Source organism: Actinokineospora diospyrosa, assembly GCF_024171925.1.
GTDB lineage: Bacteria > Actinomycetota > Actinomycetes > Mycobacteriales > Pseudonocardiaceae > Actinokineospora > Actinokineospora diospyrosa.
The window spans coordinates 1-22047 of sequence record NZ_JAMTCO010000014.1 but is presented as its reverse complement, the minus strand read 5'-3'; the positions used below and the strand labels follow the sequence as shown (position 1 = coordinate 22047).

General features: G+C 69.9%; 18 protein-coding genes. 4 read left to right on the top strand and 14 right to left on the bottom strand.

Features of this window, described 5'->3' with window-relative positions:
- Positions 1-453: 453 nt before the first annotated feature.
- Entirely contained in the window at positions 454-1197 is a 744-nt protein-coding gene (yaaA, locus tag LV75_RS26300) for a peroxide stress protein YaaA (protein ID WP_253889707.1), read from the bottom strand.
- 61 nt (positions 1198-1258) lie between these two features.
- On the opposite strand from yaaA, the gene LV75_RS26295 reads away from it, so the two are divergent.
- Positions 1259-2215 carry a GNAT family N-acetyltransferase gene (locus LV75_RS26295; protein WP_253889701.1) on the top strand — a complete coding sequence of 319 codons (957 nt, stop codon included), beginning with the start codon at positions 1259-1261 and terminating at the stop codon, positions 2213-2215.
- A gap of 1007 nt (positions 2216-3222) precedes the next feature.
- On the opposite strand, the gene LV75_RS26290 is transcribed toward LV75_RS26295, so the two are convergent.
- Entirely contained in the window at positions 3223-5130 is a 1908-nt protein-coding gene (locus tag LV75_RS26290) for an intein-containing Rv2578c family radical SAM protein (RefSeq protein ID WP_253889699.1), read from the bottom strand.
- A 76-nt stretch (positions 5131-5206) separates the two neighbouring features.
- Between LV75_RS26290 and LV75_RS26285 the strand changes: the two genes are divergently transcribed.
- Positions 5207-6460, top strand: a complete 1254-nt coding sequence (locus LV75_RS26285; RefSeq protein WP_372504231.1) for a YibE/F family protein — start codon at positions 5207-5209, stop codon at positions 6458-6460.
- Here LV75_RS26285 and LV75_RS26280 read toward each other — a convergent pair.
- The gene (locus tag LV75_RS26280; protein WP_253889698.1) at positions 6432-7058 is read right to left on the bottom strand and encodes a hypothetical protein; all 627 of its coding nucleotides are present in this window, start codon (positions 7056-7058) and stop codon (positions 6432-6434) included. The two genes, LV75_RS26285 and LV75_RS26280, sit on opposite strands and share 29 nt — an antisense overlap.
- 1 nt (position 7059) lies before the next feature.
- On the bottom strand, positions 7060-7767 hold the full coding sequence (locus tag LV75_RS26275; RefSeq protein WP_253889697.1) for an MBL fold metallo-hydrolase: 708 nt from the start codon (positions 7765-7767) through the stop codon (positions 7060-7062).
- A 129-nt stretch (positions 7768-7896) separates the two neighbouring features.
- On the opposite strand from LV75_RS26275, the gene LV75_RS26270 reads away from it, so the two are divergent.
- Together LV75_RS26270 and LV75_RS35645 are read left to right on the top strand one after the other, a co-directional pair.
- Positions 7897-8784 (top strand): peptidylprolyl isomerase, encoded by an 888-nt coding sequence (locus LV75_RS26270; RefSeq protein ID WP_253889695.1) that lies wholly within the window; start codon positions 7897-7899, stop codon positions 8782-8784.
- Positions 8781-9467 carry a helix-turn-helix domain-containing protein gene (locus LV75_RS35645; RefSeq protein ID WP_253889694.1) on the top strand — a complete coding sequence of 229 codons (687 nt, stop codon included), beginning with the start codon at positions 8781-8783 and terminating at the stop codon, positions 9465-9467. Before LV75_RS26270 ends, LV75_RS35645 begins: the two co-directional genes overlap by 4 nt.
- Here LV75_RS35645 and LV75_RS26260 read toward each other — a convergent pair.
- From LV75_RS26260 to LV75_RS26215, 10 genes are all read right to left on the bottom strand, one after another.
- Positions 9445-10329: a hypothetical protein gene (locus LV75_RS26260; protein ID WP_253889693.1), complete on the bottom strand. Its 885-nt coding sequence runs from the start codon at positions 10327-10329 to the stop codon at positions 9445-9447. The two genes, LV75_RS35645 and LV75_RS26260, sit on opposite strands and share 23 nt — an antisense overlap.
- 230 nt (positions 10330-10559) lie before the next feature.
- The gene (locus LV75_RS26255; RefSeq protein ID WP_253889968.1) at positions 10560-12851 is read right to left on the bottom strand and encodes a RelA/SpoT family protein; all 2292 of its coding nucleotides are present in this window, start codon (positions 12849-12851) and stop codon (positions 10560-10562) included.
- 192 nt (positions 12852-13043) lie between these two features.
- Positions 13044-13565: an adenine phosphoribosyltransferase gene (locus tag LV75_RS26250; RefSeq protein WP_253889692.1), complete on the bottom strand. Its 522-nt coding sequence runs from the start codon at positions 13563-13565 to the stop codon at positions 13044-13046.
- Entirely contained in the window at positions 13562-14821 is a 1260-nt protein-coding gene (gene secF / locus LV75_RS26245; protein WP_253889691.1) for a protein translocase subunit SecF, read from the bottom strand. Before secF ends, LV75_RS26250 begins: the two co-directional genes overlap by 4 nt.
- A gap of 5 nt (positions 14822-14826) precedes the next feature.
- The gene (secD, locus tag LV75_RS26240; RefSeq protein WP_253889690.1) at positions 14827-16671 is read right to left on the bottom strand and encodes a protein translocase subunit SecD; all 1845 of its coding nucleotides are present in this window, start codon (positions 16669-16671) and stop codon (positions 14827-14829) included.
- Between the two features lie 353 nt (positions 16672-17024).
- Positions 17025-17384 (bottom strand): preprotein translocase subunit YajC, encoded by a 360-nt coding sequence (yajC, locus tag LV75_RS26235; RefSeq protein ID WP_253889689.1) that lies wholly within the window; start codon positions 17382-17384, stop codon positions 17025-17027.
- A gap of 126 nt (positions 17385-17510) precedes the next feature.
- Positions 17511-18524, bottom strand: coding sequence for a Holliday junction branch migration DNA helicase RuvB (gene ruvB, locus LV75_RS26230; RefSeq protein WP_253889966.1), 1014 nt, complete (start codon positions 18522-18524; stop codon positions 17511-17513).
- Between the two features lie 137 nt (positions 18525-18661).
- Positions 18662-19258, bottom strand: a complete 597-nt coding sequence (gene ruvA, locus LV75_RS26225) for a Holliday junction branch migration protein RuvA (protein WP_253889688.1) — start codon at positions 19256-19258, stop codon at positions 18662-18664.
- Positions 19255-19893 (bottom strand): crossover junction endodeoxyribonuclease RuvC, encoded by a 639-nt coding sequence (ruvC, locus tag LV75_RS26220; protein WP_253889687.1) that lies wholly within the window; start codon positions 19891-19893, stop codon positions 19255-19257. Before ruvC ends, ruvA begins: the two co-directional genes overlap by 4 nt.
- A 67-nt stretch (positions 19894-19960) precedes the next feature.
- On the bottom strand, positions 19961-21634 hold the full coding sequence (locus LV75_RS26215; RefSeq protein ID WP_253889686.1) for a metallophosphoesterase: 1674 nt from the start codon (positions 21632-21634) through the stop codon (positions 19961-19963).
- Positions 21635-22047: the final 413 nt, after the last annotated feature.

Below are 22047 nucleotides of genomic sequence, written 5' to 3'. Positions count from 1 at the left end.
GGTTCGCCGCTCGGGGTTCGCCGCTCGGGGTTCGCCGCTCGGGGTTCGCGGGTGGCTTCAGGGGCGGGTTCGAGCGGGGGTTCGAACTCCGGATCCGGGCTCGGGTTTGAGTGAGGGGTTCGAGCTCCGCCCCTCGGGCGCGGGGTGCTCGCGCTCTGGGCAGAGTTCTCGGACCGGATGCTCCGAACCGAGTCTCGGCGCTGCGGCTCAGACCCGCGGTTCCAGCTCAGGACCGGGTTCCGGCCCGGACTCGACGCCACGGTTCACCCGGTTCAGCGACAGAAGTTATCCACATGTCGATCTTCAACGACCGCATTCAAGATCAACTGTCCGTATGCCCTGGTAGACTGGCCCAGGGACGCCCCCCGGAGAGGGTGGGGGCCGGGCTCGGCTCGGTGCGGGTGGTTCAAGATCGAGTTGGCGGGGTTGTCCGGGGTGGGCGGGGGCGCCGGGCTAGGGGGCGACCAGCAGGTCAAGGGAAGTTTTGTCGGTGCGGTCGAGGCGGAGGCCCGCGGCAGCGGCGACCGAGATGATGGTGCGCAGGGAGCCGGGTTCGCGGGGGGCCGTGGCGAGGGCGGCGGCCAGGCGGCCCTTGTAGGCCTTGTTGAAGTGGCTCACGGTTTTGCGGCGGCCCTGGCCGTCTTCGGTGACGACGCGGACGGTGATCGCAGTGGGGGCTGGGGCGAGGTTGGCGTAGGCGCCGGAGCGCAGGTCGATCACCAGGTCGTCCACAGTGGACAGGGTCTTCTCGAGGGGGGCGCGCCACAGGGGGCGCAGCGGGCCGAGGTCGGGGATGACCGAGGCGCCGGAGAGGCGGTAGCCGGGGATGGGGTCGTCGGCGCGGACCAGGCCGAAGAGGGCGGACGCGACGGCCAGGCGCTTGGCGGCTCGGCGGCGTTCGACCTTGGTGAAGGACTTGATCGCCATGGCGTCGTAGAGGACGCCGGTGTAGCGCTCCAGGGCCGGGCGGGTGGGCGCGCTGAACAGGACCGCGTTGCGCTCGACCTCATCGGCTTGGCGCTCCGACAGGTCGAGGGCGGCGAGGCTGGCAGGCAGGTCACCGGCGAGCTCGACCAGGGCCGCGGCGACGCGTTCGCGGACCGGGGTGAGCTCGGGGAACGACAGCGCGGCCAAGTCGAGGGCGGGACCGTCGCCGCCGTCGCTCTTGGTCTCGGAAGGGGGGAGCAGCACGAGCACCCGCGCAGCGTAGAGAAAACCGGTCGAGCGAGCCGTCCCGGGTGACCTACCCTCCCGACTTGTGGACTTGACCTGGCGATCCCTCGAAGACTCCGACGCGCCCGCCTGGGTGCGGCTGATGGCCGAGGTCGAGGCGGTGGACCGGATCGACGAGCACAACGGGCCCGAGGACTTCGCCAAGTTGATCGGCGAGACGATCCCCGAGGACACCGTCGCGGTGCTCGACGGCGACACCCTGGTCGCCTACGGGTTGGCGTTCGGCAGGCCCGGCGCGGTCGAGGTCAACCAGATCCGCCTGATCGCCGACGTCGCGCCCTCGCACCGGCGGCACGGGGTGGGCACGGAACTGGTCCGGCGGCTGCACCAGTGCGCCAAGGCCAGGCACGCGCGGCAGTTCCCCGACTTGCGGCTGGAAGCGATCGTCCCGGTCCACGAGCGCAACGCCGGCTTGGCGGCGGTCGTGTCGGCCGCGGGTTACACGCCGTCGCGCTGGTTCTTCGACATGCGAGCCAAGCTGACCGCCGACCTCCCCCGCGTACCGGTGCCCGACGGGTTCACCCTGGAGCGCTACCGACCCGAGTTCTCCGAACCGCTGCGCCTGCTGCGCAACGACACGTTCGCCGAACACTGGGGCTCCACCGATGTGGACGTCCCGTTCTGGGAAGCGCACTTCGTGAAGACACCGCCGCTAGAGCCGACGCTGAGCGCGCACCTGCGCGACAACGCCACCGGCGAACTAGCGGCGTTCGTGCTGACCCAGCAGTTCGCCGCCGACACGGCCGCACGTGGGTTCAAGGAACTCTGGATCACCGACGTCGGCACCCGCACGGCGTGGCGCGGGCGCGGTCTGGCCAGCGCGCTGCTGTCGACCTTGTTGAATGACGCGAGGGAGGCGGGGTTCGCGAGCTCGGGCCTCAGTGTGGACGCCGACAATCAAACTGGTGCGCTGGGGGTTTACGAACGAGCGGGATACGCGGTTTCGTCGAAGTGGACGCAGTACACGTTGCCGTTGGGGTGATTCGCGCTCTGCGGGGGGGGGTGGGGTGCGGGGCAAGGGAATGTGGGCCTGCGACTTCGCGACCCAGAACGGTCGGCCTCGTCGCCTGGCGGCGAGCTCGGCGACCCGGGATCGGACGCCTCGTTGCCTGGCGGCAACCTCGGGCCCGATCCGCGACTTTTCGAGCTCTGCTCGATGCGGTGGACCTATTTTGCGCGGGGCCCCTACGACACCCGACGCAGAACCGCAAAGCAGGGGCCCAAAAGCAGGCCCTGCCGCGCGGAAACGCTACGGGTGCCGTCCCCCCACACAAAACAGGTCCACCCCATCGAGCACCTGGCACCAGCGACTCCGACTGTCCAGGCGCTGGGCTGGCAGGACAGCCGAGAACGGGCTGAGATGACACCGGCCGTTCCGACTGTCCAGGTGCTGGGTGGGTGGGTTGGGGCGGACCTGACGGAAGGCCAGTTGGCACCGCCGGGTCCGAGTGTCCAGGGCTGATCAGGTGGGTTGGGGCGGATCTGACGGAAGTCCAGTTGGCACCGCTGGGTTCGAGTGTGCAGGGGCTGAGCTGGCAGGGCAGCCGAGAGCGGGCTGGGATGGCACCGAACCTTCAGGTGTTCACGGCTGATCAGGTGGGTTGGGGCGGACCTGACGGGAATTGAGGCGGCACCGTTGGTTCCGGGTGTCCAGGGGCTGGTGTGGCAAGCGGTTGTCCACAACGTGTTCTGGTGTCCACAGGCCATGATCGCTGCCGTGGTTCTGTCGGGCTTCCTCGTTAGGCTGTATATCGGGGGCTCTTGCAGCAGATGATCTTGCGGGGCAAGCAGAACCCAACGGCTTCCGAGTGTCCAGGGGTCGACTAGGTGGTGGGGGGCGGACCTGACGGCAGCCGGGTTCGCACGGCCGGGGTCGAGTGTCTAGGTGCTTGGTAGGTGGGCTGGGGCGGACCTGACGGAGGCTGAGATGGCGGCCGGTTGTGGCGGTTGGCGGTGTGGGGTGGGTGGGGCAGTGCTGGCGGGGCAGGGTTAGAGGAGGGTCAGTTGGGGTTCCTCGGTGCGTGGGGTGGGCACGGGGAGGTCTAGGGCGGTGGTGGTGAGGGAGTGGCGGCGGAGCAAGGGGGCCACGCGGGTGGATAAGGCAGCTCGGTAGGGCTGGGTGGCGTAGCTGGAGCGGCCGTAGACGCGGCGGTATAGGGGGACTAGGTGGGGGTGTTCTCGGGCTAGCCAGGCGGCGAACCACTCTCGGGCGCCGGGGCGGACGTGGAGGGGGGTGACCATTACGGTGGTCGCGCCTGCGGCGGCGATTTGTTCGAAGAGGGCGTCTAGGTGCTCTTCGGAGTCGGTGAGGCCGGGGAGGACTGGGGCTACCGAGACGGTGCAGGGGAGGCCTGCTTCGGTTAGCTTGCGGACCAACTCCAGGCGGGCTTGCGGGGACGCGGTGCCCGGCTCGAGGGAGTGTTGGAGCTCTCGGTCCAGCAGGGCGATAGAGACACCCAGGGAGACCGGGGTGTCCGCATGCACGGCTCGCAGCAGGGGGATGTCCCGGGCTAGCAGCGTCCCCTTGGTCAGGATCGAGAACGGGGTGCCGTGCTTGGCCAGGGTGCCGATGATGCCGGGCATGAGCCGGTAGCGGCCCTCGGCGCGCTGGTACGGGTCCGTGTTGGTGCCCATGGCGACGTGCGACCTGTCCCAGCGGGGGGAGGCCAACTGTCGCGTGAGGACCTGCGGGGCGTTGACCTTGACGACGATTTGGGTGTCGAAGTCGTGGCCCGCGTCGAGGTCCAGGTAGGTGTGGCTGTTGCGGGCGAAGCAGTTGTGGCTGACCACGCCGTTGGCGATGAAGTCGCCGGTGCCGGTAGTGATGTCGAACAGCGGTAGGTCCAGGCCGAGCGGTTCGACGGAGACGACTCCCAGGCGGGCGCCGGATTTGATGGCGGCGTCGTCGATGGAGCGCTTTTCGGTGGCGGCGGGGTCGGTGGTGTGGAAGAGGCGTAGGTGCTCGGCGAGGCCGCCGTCGACGCGGATGCAGGCTTTGCCGCCGGGGGCGCGGCGGGACTCTTGGGCGTAGGCGAAGCCGAAGGTCTCCAGGGCTTCGACGACGGCGGCCAAGGTGCGGCTACCGAGGTTCGGTAGGCGAAGGATGCGGTGGGAGAACGTGCCGTCCGCGTCGAAGACGCCCGCTAGCAAGCCTTTGCGCCACTCGTCGGTCGGGGTGCGGGGCCACTCGATCGGCAGGGTCAACGCGAAGTCGCCGGTCAGGTAGTCGGACACTCTTGCCGCTGCCCGCGCCGATTCAGTGATGGTGCCGTCCCCGCGCGCGATACCGGAGAGGTAACCGCGGCGGTAGTCGGCGGTGTCTTTGGGCGGCAGGGCGAACCGGCCGGTGCCCATGAGTTTGTTGCCCGCTGTCAGGTGTGGACGGCGGGCTGAACCGGAGATCTCGCCGGTGACGTGTTTCCAGCCGCGCTCGGTGAGGAAGCGGTGTTCGCCGCTGGCGATGAGTTGAGTGCCGTCGACGAGGGTGACCCGGTAGGCAGGCTTAACTGTCGACCAGTGGTCCAACACCTCGGTGGGCACATAGTGCCGGTAGCTACCGCGACGCTCGGTGCCGTAGACGCGGTCGCCGACCTTCAGGTCCGACAGCGGCTTGGTGGTGCCGTCGGCCATCAGGATCGGCGTGTCGCCGTGCAGGCAGTAACTGCAGGCGTGCGTGCAGCCGCGGTACGGGTTGACCGTCCAACGAAACGGCATCGGCGACCCTTCAGGAACCCGGTTCAAGACGGACTTGGCCAGCACCTCGTGGAACACCACCCCGGCGAACTCCGGCGTGCGGACACTGCGCACCAACCCCGGCATCCCCGGCAACGCCTGCTCTCCCCCGTGTACCGCAGCGTTCTCCCCCGTCGCCTCGACTCGCTGCCGTTCCCATCGCACCCGCCTATTCGAACACGTGTTCGAACATGGCGCAACCAGTTCTCCCCGATCGGGGCGCGACTGGCACGATGTCGCGGTGCACGACTGGGAGACCCAGCCGATCCCCCGGGTAACCGAGGTCGAGCTAACAGAGCGCGACAGCGCCAACACCGGCCACGGCCATCACCACGGGCCCGCGACCCCGGCGTCTCCCCGCGTGCGGAAACTCCTCCTCGCCCTCTTGGCGCCCTTTGCGCTAGCTGCAGTCGTAGGCATGGTCTTGCTCTACCCGACTGGCAACGGTCCGGAGAGTCGTGGCCAGCAAGCGGTGTCAGGCAAGATCACCGCTGCCGAGGCGGGCCCATGCACCAGCGGGGACACATCAACGGATCAGTGCCTCACCGTCACGGTCGAGATGACCGACGGCAGCGCTAAGGGCAGTGACGTCCGCACGTCGGTGCCGATCGAACCAAGCACTCCGCGGTTCGCGGTCGGTGACGATGTCGTGCTCGCCTACAACGGTGGAGACCCGCTCAGTGGCGGCTCTTACCAACTAGTCGACTTTCAACGCGGTCTCCCGCTAGGCGTTCTAGCGGCGCTCTTTGCAGTCGCGGTCCTTGTGCTGGGACGGTGGCAGGGCCTGAAAGCGTTGGTAGCGCTGGGCTTGAGTTTCGCCGTCCTGCTGCTGTTTGTCCTACCTGCGATTCTCGCCGGGGAGAACCCGCTGCTCGTGGCGATCGCGGGCGCGGGCGTCATCATGTTCGCGGTCTTGTACCTGACCCACGGCTTGTCCGCGCGGACGTCCACTGCTGTCCTGGGCACGATGGTCAGCCTCGCCCTCATCGGCGTGCTTAGCGCGGTGTTCAGCGCGGCGACCAAGCTCACCGGCCTCGACGACCAGACGGCCACTCTGCTCGGCACCCTCGGCCACGGCATCGACACCCGGGGTCTCTTGCTGGCCGGGATCGTGATCGGCGCCCTCGGTGTGCTCGACGACGTCACGGTCACCCAGACCAGCGCGGTGTGGGAACTGCGCGCGGCCAACCCGGCCCTGGGCTGGCGGGAGCTCTACGCCGCGGGCCTGCGGATCGGCCGCGACCACGTGTCCTCGGCCGTCAACACCCTCGTCATGGCCTACGCCGGTGCCGCGCTGCCGGTGCTGCTCTATTCGTCGCTGTCGGGGGTCGGTCTGGGGACCGTGCTGGAGTCGCAGACCATCGCGCAGGAGATCGTGCGGACGCTGGTCGGCAGCATCGGCCTGGTCGCCGCCGTGCCGGTCACCACGGCCGTGGCGGCCCTGGTGGCGGTGCGGGAGCCCGCGCTCAGTCCAGCGAGGCCACGAACCGGGTGATCGCCTCCGGGCGCAGCCGCTGGGCGAGCTTGCCGGTCGGCGCGAGCGACCCGAGCCGGAACAGCGGCCGCTCCGGCGCCGCCTCGCCCTTGGCCTCGGCGCGCAGCTGGGCGACCAGCAGTTGGGAGAAGACCAGCCCGGCCGGGTTCTCGCTGCCCGCAAGTGCGTCGGCGAGCTTGCGCAGTACGAGGATGCCCAGCTCGCGGCCACCGGTGCCGGAGTACATCGCGAGCGCCAGGTTGATCGAGGTGTTCTTCTGGCCGACGAGCATGCCGACGGTGCGGATGCCGCGCACGTCGGTGACCAGCAGCTCCAGCCGGTCGGCGGTGCGCAGGTCGACCGACTTGGTGCCGATCGTGCGGGCCAGCAAGGTCGTGCCGTCGCGCAGCCACAGCGTCCGCCGCGCCGACGCCCAGGAGAGCACCAACAGCAGGACGACAACCACGCCAGCGGTGATGAGCCCAGCAGTCTGCCCACCGATGAGGCCGACGATCCCGCCAAGGGCTGCGCCGAGGATAAGAGCGACCAAGAGGGACAACAGGCCGCGGCGGCGGCTTGCCTCGGTAAGAGTGAGCGGAATCAGGTCGGGCTCGGCCATGTCAGATACCCCTGCCGCGACCACGGTGGGCTGAAGAGGGGTCGGACAGGTCTACCAACCCGGTCAGGAACGGGTTGCTCACCCGCTCGCGGCCGATGGTGGTGGTCGGACCGTGGCCGGGCAGGACGACGGTCTCGTCTTCCAACTCGAGCAGCGTGCGCAGCGTCTCGGTCATCCTGGCCATAGAGCCGCCCGGTAGGTCTGTGCGCCCGATCGAGCCCGCGAAGAGGGTGTCGCCGGAGAACAGCAGGTGGCCGCCCTCTTCGGTGGTGTGGGCGAAGCTGACCGACCCATCGGTGTGCCCGGGGGTGTGCCGCACGGTCAGCTTCAGACCGGCCAGGTCCAGCACGGCCTGGTCGTGCAGTTCGCGGACCTCGCTCGGCTCGCGCATGGTCAGCGGGCCGAAGAACCGGGCGGCCTCGTCGCTCATGCCGCGCAGCGGGTCGCTGAGCATGTAGCGGTCGTCCGGGTGGATCCAGGCGGGCACGTCGTTGCCGTCGCACACCGGTGTGACCGAAAAGGTGTGATCGAGGTGCCCGTGGGTCAGCACGACCGCGACCGGGGACAGCTGGTGCTCGCGCAGGGCCTCCAACAACGGCTCCTCAGCGTCCTGACCTGGGTCAACGACGACGCAAGGGCCGCCGTCACCGGGTGCGATCAGGAAGCAGTTGGCCTGGAAGGCGCCTGTCGGGAAGCCGACGACGAGCACGGGTGGACCTCCGGGTCGCGGATTCTTGGCTTCTTCTCAGCCTAGTGGGGCCTACCTCCACGCGGTTCTTACCGGGGGTCCCCATAGACTGCGCGCCAGCCAGGATGAGGTTATGTAGGAGGGTGCGAGGTGCCGAGCAACCAGCAGCGCCGGGAGGCGGCCAAGCGGAAGCTGGAGCGCCAGCTCGCGAACAGGGTCGAGCGTGCGCGTAAACGGCGCATCGTCGGGGTGATCAGCACCGTCGTCGGCGTGATCGCGGTCGTTGGCATCGTCTACTGGCTGGCCAACATCGGCGGTGGCGACAACACGACCGACACCGCTTCGTCGAACACGGTCGAGACCAGCAACCCCGACACCCCGGCGGACACGCCGGAGTCGATCCCGACCGAGCTCGCGGCGGTGCCCAAGCGGCCCGCGGCGCTGCCCGCGAAGGTGACCTGCGACTACCCGGCCGAGGCCGACAAGCCCGCCGCGAAGCCCGCGCAGGCACCCGGGACCAAGGACATCTCCAGCGAGGGCACCGCCACCGCGACGCTGACGATCAACGGCGCCGAGGTCAAGGCCACGCTGGACCGCGCGCTCGCGCCGTGCACGGTGAACAGCTTCACCAGCCTGGCCAAGCAGGGGTACTTCAACGACACCCCCTGCCACCGGCTGACCACCTCGGCTGGCCTGCAGGTGCTGCAGTGCGGCGACCCGTCGGGCACCGGCAGCGGCGGCCCCGGCTACAGCTTCGACGACGAGGTCTTCCCGGAGATCAAGTACGGCCGCGGCTTGCTGGCCATGGCGAACGCGGGCACCAGCCCGGACACGAAGAAGGGCACCAACGGCAGCCAGTTCTTCATCGTCTACGGCACCGCCGAGCTGCCCGCGAACTACACCGTGTTCGGCCACCTCGACGCCGACAGCATGAAGAAGATCGACGAGATCGCCAAGGCGGGCACGATCTCCCAGGGCAACCCGGGTGACGGCAAGCCGAAGAACGAGGTGAAGATCTCTAACGTCGCGGTCGCGTGACTTATCGCGAACGACGCCCGCCCCGGGGTACCGGGGCGGGCGTCGCTTGCGTTTGGGCCCGTGACAGCGCTACCGCCACCGAGGTCACCGTGGTGCCGGACGCCTGTGTTGACGTCATGTGGGAACGGCAGAGCGGGCGGCTCTGGGTGGCCGGACCGGACACCCAGGCTCACCCCGCCAAGAGCGCGTCTCTCGTCGGCCTCAGGTTTCGGCCCGGTGACACTGCCTTGGGTCTGCCGGTGAGCGAACTGCTCGACGCGCGAGTGGACCTCGCTGACCTCTGGGGCTCGCGGGCCGATGAGCTGCGGGACCGGCTGGTGGACGCGGACGTCGAGGAAGCCCAGCGGATCCTGCTGGCAGCCCTACCGACCGACCCTGACCCTGCGGTTGGGGCGATCCGCGCATTGGCCGCGCGCGGTAGAGCCGTAAGAGACATGGCCGACGAGCTGGGTCTCAGCGAGCGGCAACTCAACCGGCGTAGCCACGCTGCCTTCGGCTATGGCCCCAAGATGCTGCACCGCGTCCTGCGGTTCCAGCGGGCCCTTACCCTGGCCCGGGAAGGGCTGGGCTTCGCTGAAGTCGCCTATAGGGCCGGGTACGCCGACCAGCCCCACCTTGCCCGGGATGTCCGGGCATTGGCGGGCCAGTCGTTAGGCGAACTCACCAGCGGTCGTAAGCCTTAAGGACACGCAGGGACTCCACTGTGAACCACCCTGCCCACTCGTGTTCGGTCGCCGGGGTCCAGTTCTCCCAGCGCACCCGCCAGCCACCGTCGTCGTGCTGGGCGTCGATGAGGTCGTCGAGGCTGGTGGACATCTCCTCGTCGGTGAACCAGGCCCGGGCGAGGGAGTCGGGTGTGGACGCGTACTCGTGCGGGAAGTGGAGCTCAGCGGCGTTGTACCCCTCGGGAACGGTTCCCTCGGCGCCGATGCGCACCAGCCCGTTGTCCCGCACAAGCTTGCCGATGCGCGCGGCCGCCTCTTGGGCGCGGGACCGGTCGGGTGCGTTGTCGAGGAAACCGACGCAGCCAAGAGCCTCGTACGGGTGCGTGGTGGTAAGAGCGTCGATCTTGGCCCAGCAGTACTCAGCAGCGCTCTCGATCCACGCGTGCGTTACGCCCGCCTGCCACAACGCGCCCACCAGGTTGGCCGTAGGCAGCAGAGAACCTTCGTAAGTGTCTGACACCTGCCACCACGGCGCGCGCGGGTAGTCGCGCGCATTGGGGTGCACGAACGGCACTCCCCCGCCCTCGGCGGTGATGGACTCCAGGTACTCGACCACGCCGTCCGGTGCCGCACCCGCTTCATGCAGGATGTGCAGTGCGGTGAGGGTGGTGATCGGCTGGCTTCCCGGCCCGCGACCGTCAGGCTCAAGTGCGTTGCCGTAGCCACCGTCCGGGTTGCGATAAGCGGCCAAGGCAGCCAGAACCGGCTCGGCAGGGCCATTGCGGAACACCAGGTCGAACCGACGTCGGTCGAGGATCCGCGCGGTGCGCCACACGAAGTCCTCGGCTCGGGCAAAGGCTTCTTCGCTCAGAGTCTTCACGGGGACCAACGTAGGCCCCCGCGCCGATCCGGTCTTGTACGAAACGGACACACGGGCCCGGGCAGCTCGATGGGGCGAACTTGTTTTGCGCGGGGCCCCTGCAGCGTCCTGAGAAGAGCAACAAAGGAGGGGCCTGAAGAGACGGCCCTCCTCCGCTTAAGGCGAGCTTGCGGACGCTGCCACCCCGCGCAAAACAAGTCCGCCCCATCGAGCACCGAGAGCAGCCAGTCCTAAGACGCCGAGGTCACCCGGTAGACGTCGTACACGCCCTCGACGCTGCGGACCGCCTTGAGCACGTGGCCGAGGTGCTTCGGGTCGCCCATCTCGAACGAGAAGCGGCTGACCGCCACCCGGTCGCGCGAGGTGGTCACCGACGCCGAGAGGATGTTGACCTTCTCGTCCGCCAGCACCTTGGTGACGTCGGAGAGCAGGCGGTGCCGGTCGAGGGCCTCGACCTGGATGGCGACCAGGAACACCGAGGACTCCGACGGGGCCCACTCGACCGGGAGCAGCCGTTCCGGGGTGCTGAGCAGCTCGTCGGCGTTGGTGCAGTCGGTGCGGTGCACGCTGACGCCGCCGCCGCGGGTGACGAAGCCGAGGATGTCGTCGCCGGGGACCGGGGTGCAGCAGCGGGCCAGCTTGACCCACACGTCGGTGGCGTCCTTGACGATCACGCCCGCGTCGCCGGAGGCGCGCCTGCGGGTGATGGTCGACGGGGTGGCGCGCTCGGCCAGCTCGTCCTCGGCGTGGTCGACCCCACCGAGCAGGGCGACCAGCCGCTGCACGACGTGCCGGGCGGAGATGTGGCCCTCGCCGACCGCGGCGTAGAGCGAGCTGACCTCCGGGTAGCGCAGCTCGCGGGCGAGCGCGGTCACCGAGTCCGCCGACACCAGCCGCTGCATGGGCAGGCCGACCCGGCGCACCTCCTTGGTGATCGCGTCCTTGCCCGCCTCGATCGCCTCTTCCTTGCGCTCCTTGGCGAACCACTGCTTGATCTTGGCGCGCGCCCTGGGCGAGGCGGCGAAGGCGAGCCAGTCGCGGCTGGGCCCGGCGCCCTCGGCCTTCGAGGTGAAGATCTCGACGACCTCACCGTTCTCCAGCTTGCGCTCCAGCGCCACCAGGCGGCCGTTGACCCGCGCGCCGATGCACCGGTGCCCCACCTCGGTGTGCACCGCGTAGGCGAAGTCGACCGGTGTCGACCCGGCGGGCAACGTCTCCACGTCGCCCTTGGGGGTGAACACGAAGATCTCCCTGGTCGCCAGGTCGTAGCGCAGCGACTCCAGGAACTCGCCCGGGTCCGCCGCCTCCCGCTGCCAGTCCAGCAGCTGGCGCATCCAGGCCATCTCGTCGACGTCGACCCCGGCGTGGGTGCCCTTGGTCTCCTTGTACCGCCAGTGCGCGGCGATGCCGTACTCGGCCGTGCGGTGCATCTCGTGCGTGCGGATCTGCACTTCCAGCGGCTTGCCGTCCGGCCCGATCACCGTGGTGTGCAGCGACTGGTACACCCCGAAGCGGGGCTGGGCGATGTAGTCCTTGAACCGGCCGGGCATCGGCTGCCACAGCGCGTGCACCACGCCCATCGCCGCGTAGCAGTCGCGCACGTCGTCGACCAGGATCCGCACCCCGACCAGGTCGTGGATGTCGTCGAAGTCGCGGCCGCGGACGATCATCTTCTGGTGGATCGAGTAGTAGTGCTTGGGCCTGCCCTCGACCTTGGCCGCGATCCGCGAGCCCTCCAGGTCGCCGCCGAGCTGCCCGATCACCGTCTGCAGGTAGGTGTCGCGCGAGGGCGCCCGGTTGGCCACCAGCCGCACGATCTCGTCGTACTTCTTGGGCTGCAGGATGGCGAACGCCAGGTCCTCCAGCTCCCACTTGACGGTGGCCATGCCGAGCCGGTGCGCCAGCGGGGCCAGCACCTCCAGCGTCTCGCGGGCCTTCTTCGCCTGCTTCTCCGGCGGCAGGAACCGCATGGTGCGCATGTTGTGCAGCCGGTCGGCGAGCTTGATCACCAGCACCCGGGGGTCGCGGGCCATCGCGATGACCATCTTGCGGATGGTCTCGGCCTCCGCCGCGGTGCCCAGCTGCACCTTGTCCAGCTTGGTGACCCCGTCGACCAGGTGCGCCACCTCGTCGCCGAAGTCCGCGCGCAGCCGCTCGATGGAGTACTCGGTGTCCTCGACGGTGTCGTGCAGCAGCGCCGCGACCAGCGTCGTGGTGTCCATGCCCAGCTCGGCGAGGATCGTGGCGACCGCGAGCGGGTGGGTGATGTAGGGGTCGCCGGACTTGCGCCGCTGACTGCGGTGCATCTCCTCGGCGACGTCGTAGGCGTGCTGCAGCAGGCCCAGGTCGGCCTTGGGGTGCAGTTCGCGGTGCACCGCGGCCAGCGGCTCGAGCACCTGCTTGACCGGGGCGGCGCGCTGGGCGGTGATCCGCCTGGCCAGCCGGGAGCGGACCCGACGGGTGGCCGAGCGCTCGCCATCGGGAGCCGGGGCGGCCTGCACCGCCTCCGCCTGCGTCCTCACCTCGTGGGTCACCCATGACTCCCGGCAGCTCGGTCGGGTCACGGTGTGGCCCGGGTACCGAGAATAACTCCGAAACCCCGGGTGACCGGGCGGTGGGGCGACGAAGCGCCCCCCAGGGACGGTGAACGCCGGATGACCGTACGGTTCGCCGGACCCGGTACGACCGCCCACCGAGCCGCGGCGGGATCGGGCTCAGACGGTGTGCAACGCCCGTACCGGTACCCCGGCGCGGTCCCGACCGCCGAGCGCGGCGATCTCCAGCACCACAACCGCGCCGACGACCGCGGCACCCGCACGCGCGATCAGCCCGGCCGCCGCGGCGAGCGTGCCGCCGGTGGCGAGCACGTCGTCCACCACGACCACCCGCTGCCCGGCGGCGAGGACGTCGACGGGCAGCTCGAAGGTCGCTGTGCCGTACTCCAGGTCGTAGGTGACCCGATCGGCGACCGCGGGCAGCTTGCCCGGCTTGCGGATCGGGACGACCCCGAGACCGCGGACCGCCGCCAGCCCGGCCCCGAAGAGGAACCCGCGCGCCTCCAGGGCGACCACGGTGTCCACCCCGGGCGGCACGGCGGCGGCGAGCCCGCCGACGACGGCGCGGAAGGCGGCGGGGTCGGCGAGCAAGGGGGTCAGATCACGGAACAGGACGCCCGGCTCGGGGAAGTCGTCGACTTCCCGGATGAGACCGAGCGCCCTGTTCAGCGGAAGGGTCAACGGCGCTTCTTGCCGGTGGGCTTGCCCGCGGGCTTGGCGCCGCGACGGGCGTCAGTGGCCTTCGGGGTGCGGGCCGGGACGCTGGTGGCGACCGCGTAGGCCCGCTCCCGGCGCAGTTCGGCGTCGAGCGCGTCGTCGTCGGACAGGTCGGTCTCGGCCGCGGCGCTCTCCTGGCGGCGGGCCAGGTTCGCCCGGCGCAGGTGGACCCGCTTGGCCTGCTCCTTGAACTTCGGCTCGGTCATCTTCAGGTCCACCAGGATCGGGGTGGCCAGGTAGATGGACGAGAGCACACCGGCGAGCATGCCAGCCAGCTGCACCAGCGCCAGGTCCTGCAGGGTGCCGACACCGAGCAGGCCGACGCCGACCACGAGCAGGCCGATGACCGGCAGCAGCGCGATCAGCGAGGTGTTGATCGAGCGCATCAGGGTCTGGTTGACCGCGAGGTTGGCCGCCTCGCCGTAGGTGCGCCTGGTCAGCCCCAGCAGCCCCCGGGTGTTCTCCTTGACCTTGTCGAACACCACGACGGTGTCGTAGAGGGAGAAGCCGAGGATGGTGAGGAAACCGATCACCGTCGCCGGGGTGACCTCGAAGCCGACGATCGAGTAGACGCCCGCGGTGAAGATGACGTCGTGGATCAGCGCGGCCAGCGCGGCCACCGCCATCCACTTCTCGAAGTACAGCGCCAGGAAGATGGTCACCAGCACCAGGAACACGATCAGCGCGATCAGCGCCTGCTGGGAGATCTCACCGCCCCAGGTACCGGACACGGCGCTGTCGCTGATCTGCGCCGGGCTGGACTGCCCGGTCGGCGACTGCGGCTTGAGCTGGTCGAACAGCGCCTGCTTGAGCTTGGTGACGTCCGGGATCGACAGCGCCTCCGACTTGATCTGGATGGAGGAGTTGGCGCCGGTGCCGACCCGCTGCACGGCGGAGGCCTCCCGGTCGAGGGTCTGCTTGAAGACCTCCTCGACCCGCTCGGGGGCGATCTCGCCGGTCGCGCTGACCGCGGGCATGGAGATCTTGGTGCCGCCCTCGAAGTCGATGCCGAGGTTGAAGCCGCGGAAGATCACCGACCCGAGGCAGATCAGCATCAGGATCCCGAAGATGACGTACCAGCGCTTGCGCTTGCCGACGATGTCGAACGCGCCGGTACCGGTGTAGAGCCGTTCGAAGACGCTGTGCTTGCCCGCGACGGCGACGTCGCCGGTCGCGCTGACGGCGGGCTTCTTCTCGGCGGGGGTCTCGTTGGTGGACACGGTCGTCACACTTCCTTCGCGGCGCTCGCGGGCACCCGGGCGGCGCGCTGGGCGACCGCGGAGCGCTGCGTGGAGCCGAGGCCGGACAGCTTCGGGCTGGAGAGGAACTTCGACTTCGAGGCGACCGCGACCAGCGGGTGGGTCACCAGGAACACCACGATCAGGTCGAGCACGGTGGAGATGCCCAGGGTGAACGCGAAGCCGCGGACCTGGCCGACGGCCAGCACGTAGAGCACCGCGGCGGCGAGGAACAGCACCGCGTCGGCGGACAGGATCGTGCGCCGACCGCGCACCCAGGCGCGCGGCACCGCGGAGCGGAACGAGCGGCCCTCGCGGATCTCGTCCTTGAGGCGTTCGAAGAAGATGACGAAGGAGTCGGCGGTGAACCCGACCGCCACGATCAGACCGGCGACGCCGGGCAGGTCGAGGCTGTAGCCGATCCAGCGACCGAGCAGCACGAGCACCGCGTAGACGATCACGCCGGAGAGGACCAGCGACAGGATCGTCAGCAGGCCGAGCAGCCGGTAGTAGATCAGGCAGTAGATGAAGACCAGGCCAAGGCCGATGGCGCCCGCGATCAGGCCCGCCTCCAGCGAGGCGAGGCCCAGCGTCGCGGACACGGTCTCAGCCTCGGAGGGCTCGAACGACAGCGGCAGCGAGCCGAACTTCAGCACGTTGGCCAGCTTGGTCGCCTCGCCCTGCTTGAAGCCACCCTGGCCGCCGGTGATCTGGGTGTCACCGTTGATGGCGCCCTGGATGGTCGGCGCGGACACCACGGCGGTGTCGAGCACGAACGCGGCGCGCTCCTGCACGTGCGAGGCGGTGTACTCGGACCAGATCTTGGAGCCGGTGGCCTTGAAGCTGACGCTCACCACGTAGCCGACACCCTGCGGGTCCAGCTGCGCGGAGGCGTTGCTGATCTCGGTGCCCTCCAGGAACGACGGGCCGAGGATGAACTTCTCCACCCCGTCCTGGTCGCAGGCGGCGATCGGCAGCTTGGGGTCGTCGTTGCCGACCAGCGGGTCGACCTTGCCGGGGGTGCAGTCGATCACGGCGAGCGCGGCCTGCTGCGCGGCCTGGTCGGCGGGGACCTCGGTGCCGTCGGCGCCCTTGCTCGGCGCGAGCTTCGGGTCCTGGCGGCACTTCTTGCCCGCGGAGATCAGCGCGCTCGTCTCGGCCTTGGCGTCGGCGAGCAGGGTGGCGTACTGCACGCACGCGTTGTCGGCCGCGGGCGGGGCCGCCGCCGTGGTCGTGGCGGGCGGGGCGGCGGTGGTCGTCGCGGCGGGAGCGCCCGAGGTGGGCTGCTGCGCCAGCGCGGGAGCGGGCCTGCCCTGCGGGGCCGCGGAGCTGGGGGCCGCGCCGGAGGACGGGGCGGCGCCCGAGGTGGGGGCGGCACCGGAGGTGGGCGTCGGCGGGGCGGAGCCGGTGACCGAGGGGTCCGGCTGCGTCGAGGGCTGCGGCTGCGCCTGGGCGGCGACCGAGCCGATCACCGGGCGGAACCGCAGCTGCGCGGTCTGACCGAGGTCCTTGGCCTTCTCACCGTTCTCACCGGGGACGGTGATGACGATGGTGTTGCCGTCGAGCACCACCTCGGCACCGCTGACGCCGGTGTTGTTCACCCGCTTGTCGATGATCTCGCGGGAGAGGGTCAGCGACTCCTTCGACGGCGGCTCGCCGGTCTCCGTGCGCGCGCTCAGCGCGACTCGGGTGCCCCCCTGCAGATCGATGCCCAGTTTGGGCTTCGCCTGGTGGTCGCCGGTGGCGAAGACCAGGGCATAGAGGACAGCGACGATTGCTACGAAGAACGCCAAATAGCGTCCTGGGCGGATCTGCCCAACCGGTGGTGCCACGGTCGGTCCGTCTCCTCGAGTCGCGCGGGCCACGCACGGGTCTTGGGACGTGCGCGCCGCGATAGGTGGTCATGACACTGCGCCCGCACCCGTTCGCTCTGGCGGGTGAGGGCGCAGCGTAGCGCCTGCGGGGTCAACTCAGTGTTGCATGCCTCACGTCGGGCCCTTCACCTCGGGCGCGGCGGGCTGGTTCGCCTGCTCAGGACGGTGGTCGTGTCGGCGGCGCGGTGGGCTCGATGGGGCGAACTCGTTGTGCTCGGGGCCCCTACGACACCCGTGGCAGGGGCCCAGAAACAGGCCCTGTCCGCTACCGACGCTACGGCTGCCACACGCAAAACGTCCTGGGTCGCGCGCTAGTTCTTCGGCTTGCCGGACTCGGAGGCGTCGTCGGCCGGGATGGCCTCGTGCTCACCGGTCAGGTCGTTGCTGTCCTCGTCCTCGTCCACCACGTCCGGGCCGACCTTCTCCCGGACCGCCTGGCGCAGCCAGGTGGTCTCGACGCCGGGGGCGATCTCGATGCCGATGCTGGCGTCGTCGGAGATGTCGGAGACGGTGCCGTAGAGGCCGGAGGTGGTCATCACCCGGTCGCCGACCGACAGCGAGTTCTGCAGCTCCTGCTGCTGGGCCACCATCTTCTTCTGGCGGCGGGAACCCAGGATCAGCGGGATCGCCAGGACGGCGATGAGCAGCAGGGGGAGCAGGGCCTGGTTCATGTCACTCCATCCACGGGGCGGCGCGCCACCCGGTGCGAAACGTCCGATTGTTCGGGTTGTCGTGTTCGAGTCTGCCAGGTCACGGTGACCGGGTGCGGCTCGGCCGATCTACCCGTGTGCGTGTGCTCACTCGTCGAACAGGGTAGGCGCAGCCCGGCCGGGAGCGTCGCCGGGGGCGGTGAGGCCCAGGTGGGACCAGGCGAGGGCGGTGGCGACGCGGCCGCGCGGGGTCCTGGCGAGCATGCCCGCCCGGACGAGGTACGGCTCACACACCTCCTCCACGGTGGTCTGCTCCTCGCCGACGGCGACGGCGAGGGTGGCGACACCGACCGGGCCGCCGCCGAAGGAGCGCACCAGGGCGGAGAGCACGGCGCGGTCGAGCCGGTCGAGGCCGAGCTCGTCGACGTCGTAGACCTCCAGCGCGGCGCGGGCGATCGCCCGGTCGACGGCCCCGTCGGCGCGGACCTCGGCGTAGTCGCGGACCCGGCGCAGCAGCCGGTTGGCGATGCGGGGGGTGCCGCGGGAGCGGCCCGCGATCTCCTCGGCGCCGTCGGGGCGCAGGTCGACGCCCAGGATCACCGCGGAGCGGCGCAGCACCAGTTCCAGGTCCGCGGGGACGTAGAACTCCATGTGCGCGGTGAAGCCGAACCGGTCGCGCAGCGGCCCGGTCAGCGAGCCGGACCGGGTGGTGGCGCCGACCAGGGTGAACGGGGCGATCTCGAGCGGGATGGAGGTGGCGCCGGGGCCCTTGCCGACCACCACGTCGACCCGGAAGTCCTCCATCGCCAGGTACAGCATCTCCTCGGCGGGGCGGGCGATGCGGTGGATCTCGTCGATGAACATGACCTCGCCCTCGACGAGGTTGGACAGCATCGCGGCGAGGTCACCGGCGCGCTCGAGGGCGGGACCGGAGGTGATCCGGATCGGCCTGCCCAGCTCGGCGGCGATGATCATGGCGAGGCTGGTCTTGCCGAGCCCGGGCGGGCCGGAGAGCAGCACGTGGTCGGGCGGGGCGCCGCGCCTGGTCGCGCCCTGCAGCACCAGTTGCAGCTGCTCGCGCACCCGCGGTTGGCCGACGAACTCGGCGAGGGTGCGCGGGCGCAGCGACGACTCGTCGTCGCGCTCCCCCGGCGCGACCATCGGCGACAGGTCGCTCCACTCGTCCCCGGTGCCGTCCTGCTCGAAGTCGCCGTACCCGGTGTCGCCGTACCCGGTGTCGCCGCGCTCGGTATCGCCGTGTTCGGTATCGCCGTGTTCGGTGCTGTCGTGCTGGTCCATCAGCGCTTGCGCCCGAGGGTGGCCAGGGACTTGCGCAGCACGGCGGCGGTGTCGGCGGTGGCGTCGGCGGCCAGGACGGTGTCGACGGTCTGCTCGGCCTGCTTGACCGGGAAGCCGAGGCCGACCAGCGCCTCGACGACCGAGCCGCGCACCTGACCGGCGGCGGGGGCGACCGGGGCGTCGCCGGTGCCCGCGAGCGCGCCGACCTTGTCGCGCAGTTCGATGCTCAGCCGCTCGGCGCCCTTGCGGCCGATGCCGGGGACCTGGGTGAGCACGGAGATGTTGCTGTCGGCCAGTGCCGCGCGCAGCTGCGCGGGCTCCAGCACGGCCAGCGTCGCCAGGGCGAGCCGGGGGCCGATGCCGGAGACGGTCTGCAGCAGCCAGAACAGGTCGCGGGCCTCGGTGTCGGCGAAGCCGAAGAGGGTCAGCGAGTCCTCGCGCACCACCAGCGCGGTGGCCAGCGCGGCCTCGTCACCCCGGCGCAGGGTGGCGAGCGTGTGCGGGGTGGCCTGCACGGCGAAGCCGACGCCGCCCACCTCCACCACCGCGTGGTCGAGTCCGATCGAGGCAACCGTGCCCCGCACCGAGGAGATCACTCGCTCACCGCCTTGCCGATGCCCTGCCCGCCGATGCCCATGCCCCGCCTGCCCGTGCTATGCCGTTGACCCGCGTCGAGTCTGCGGGCGGCGGCCAGCCTCGCACGGTGGTTGCGGGCCAGCTCAGCCGCCCTCGCCTCGGCCTCGGCCAGCCGGTTGCGCACCGGGGCCCGCCACAGGTGGCAGATGGCCAGGGCGAGCGCGTCGGCGGCGTCGGCGGGCTTGGGCGCCTCGGCGAGCCCGAGCAGCTTGGTGACCATCAGGGTGACCTGGGCCTTGTCGGCGCGGCCGGACCCGGTGACGGCGGCCTTGACCTCACTGGGGGTGTGGAACATGACCGGCAGGTCGCGGCGCGCGGCGGCCAGCGCGACGACCCCGGCCGCCTGCGCGGTGGCCATGGCGGTGCGCACGTTGTGCTGGCTGAACACCCGCTCGATCGCCACCACGTCCGGGTTGTGCCTGCTCAACCAGGTCTCCAGGGCGTCGGCGACCTTGAGCAACCGGATCGCCAACTCGTCGTCGGGCGGCGTGCGCACCACGTCGACCGCGACCGCCCGCACCGCCCGCCCGGCACCGCCGTCGACGACCGCGATACCGAGCCGGGTCAGGCCAGGATCGACACCCAGCACGCGCACGGTTGCTCGCTCCCGCCTCAGCTCGTGAACACTCGTTCGAGAGCCTATGGGGTGCGGTGGTTGCCGATCACCGCGACACGCGGACCGGTTCCTCGATCAGGTGCGCCTCGAGCGGGGCGGCCGGGTCGAACCAGGGCCGGGTGCGCCCCGCCCCTGGCCGCGGCGTCCACGCGCGGCAGACCCGGTCGAGCCGGACGGGGTAGATGGTCAGCCCCTCGGGGTCGATCCGGATGCGCAGGAAGCCCTTGTGGTCCTCGATGCTCTGCCCCGCCATGACCTCGTTGAGGTTGATCCCCGCGCGACTGGCGACCATGAGGTACGCAGCAACGAGCTCGGCGTCGAGGAACCCGATGAGCAGCGGGGTTCCCAGCGCGACGACGAACAACGTGCCCCAGTCCTGAGCGGCACCATCCGGGAAAACGTCTGTATAGAGCCAGATCACAACGTAAGACCAACCAACAGCCAGTCCTATGTGTCCGGCCGCGTGTAAGGACCCGAAGAGTCTCGCGAGACCTACCTTGTGCGGGTTGCCCAACCTGGCGAAGGTGAGGCCGCCTAGAACAAGCACCAGCCCGACGATGACCGCAGGTGCCCAACTCGCCACGAGCCCGAAGAACCCCTTGGCGCCGATGTCGGTCTGCACGATCCCGTAGAGCACCGCCAACGTCATGACGGTCTGGAACCCACCTGTCAGCCCCCAGAAGCCCGGGTTCCGCCACGGGAGCCGAAGGATGCCCCTCGCAAACCGCTTAGAGGTAGCGATGTCGGGGTAGCGAGTCTCGAGGTCGTAGAACGCCGGGGGTGAGGGCGCGCGAACACGGGAGTTAGCGGGCGGTAGGCATAGAGGGCCTGGCAACTCGTGGGTGGCTGCAAGGTAGGCACCTCCTAGACCACATGTGATCCGCTGCCTGGGCTTGTCGTCCCGCTCCGCGTACCGAGCGTAGTGGTGCTTGTCGCCGGAGAGCATGACCCTGGTCTCGGCACCCTTGGCCCGCACGATCTCACGATCAAAGAACTCGATGGTGTCGTAGCCCTTGGTCCGGCCTCCGGACCCCGCATCCACCCAGGCAGGCTTAGAGGCACACAGAATGACCCCGTCGCCCTTGGCCATTTCGGCCGTGGCCTCTCGGAAGTACTCCAACTGAGGCGCATCCACATAGTCGTCAAACTGGGTGTCTATAGCCAAGAGCCACCAGTTGTGCGGAAGCTTGATGGCGAAGTAGGAGCGAGTCTGCTCAGTGGCCCACCCCCCGAACCACCGCCCTTGCGCGAAGACCCGCAGAAACGCGGTCAGTCCGTCGTACCAGTCGTGGTTGCCGGGCAGAGCGAACAAAGTGGGCGAATCACCCTCAGTCAGCGGTAACGCGGCCCGGTATGGCCCTTTGGTCCGATCCTCATAGTCCGTGGTCGAGGCGTACGGGTAGACCTCATCGCCCCCCATAACGAGCACCTTGCCCCTCGGCAGGGCGTGACCATCGACAACGAGCTCAGGCGCGGCGAGCAACTGGGCAACCGAATAGGTGGCGTGGAACCCGTCACCAAGGTCCGCCACGAAGTCAACCCACTCGGCGTCCTCGTGGCTGTGCTCGCGAACCTTCAAACTCCCCTGAAGCTCCCGCTTGTCGGCGTAGGACCCGAAAATCGCCGCCAACATCGACTGGATCCCGGTAGTGAGCAAGACCCTCGGCGCCAACCACCGCACCGCCTCCCTCGGCGAAAACCCCAACTCCGCCTCAGTCAACTCAGTGGGACGCTGGCGCTCTGGTTCTGCCACTGGACCCGCCTCTCCTACCGGAAGCAAGATCCTAACCACCACCCCCCACCCCCAGGCAGACCCGAACGGGCACACCCCACCGCACCACCACCTGCCCCCTAAGTCGCCACTGGACACCCGGGGCAGCCAGTGCCGGACCAGCCCACCTGGCCGACCACCGGACACTCAGACCCGGCGGCGCCAGCCCACCCCCCAGGTCCGCCCCGACCCACCTACCCAGCCCCTGGACACTCGGAAGTTCCGGTGCCACCCCAGCCCGCTCTCGGCTGCCCTGCCAACCCAGCCCCGCGCAGTCGGAGTCGCTGGTGCCAGGTGCTCGATGGGGTGGACCTGTTTTGTGTGGGGGGACGGCACCCGTAGCGTTTCCGCGCGGCAGGGCC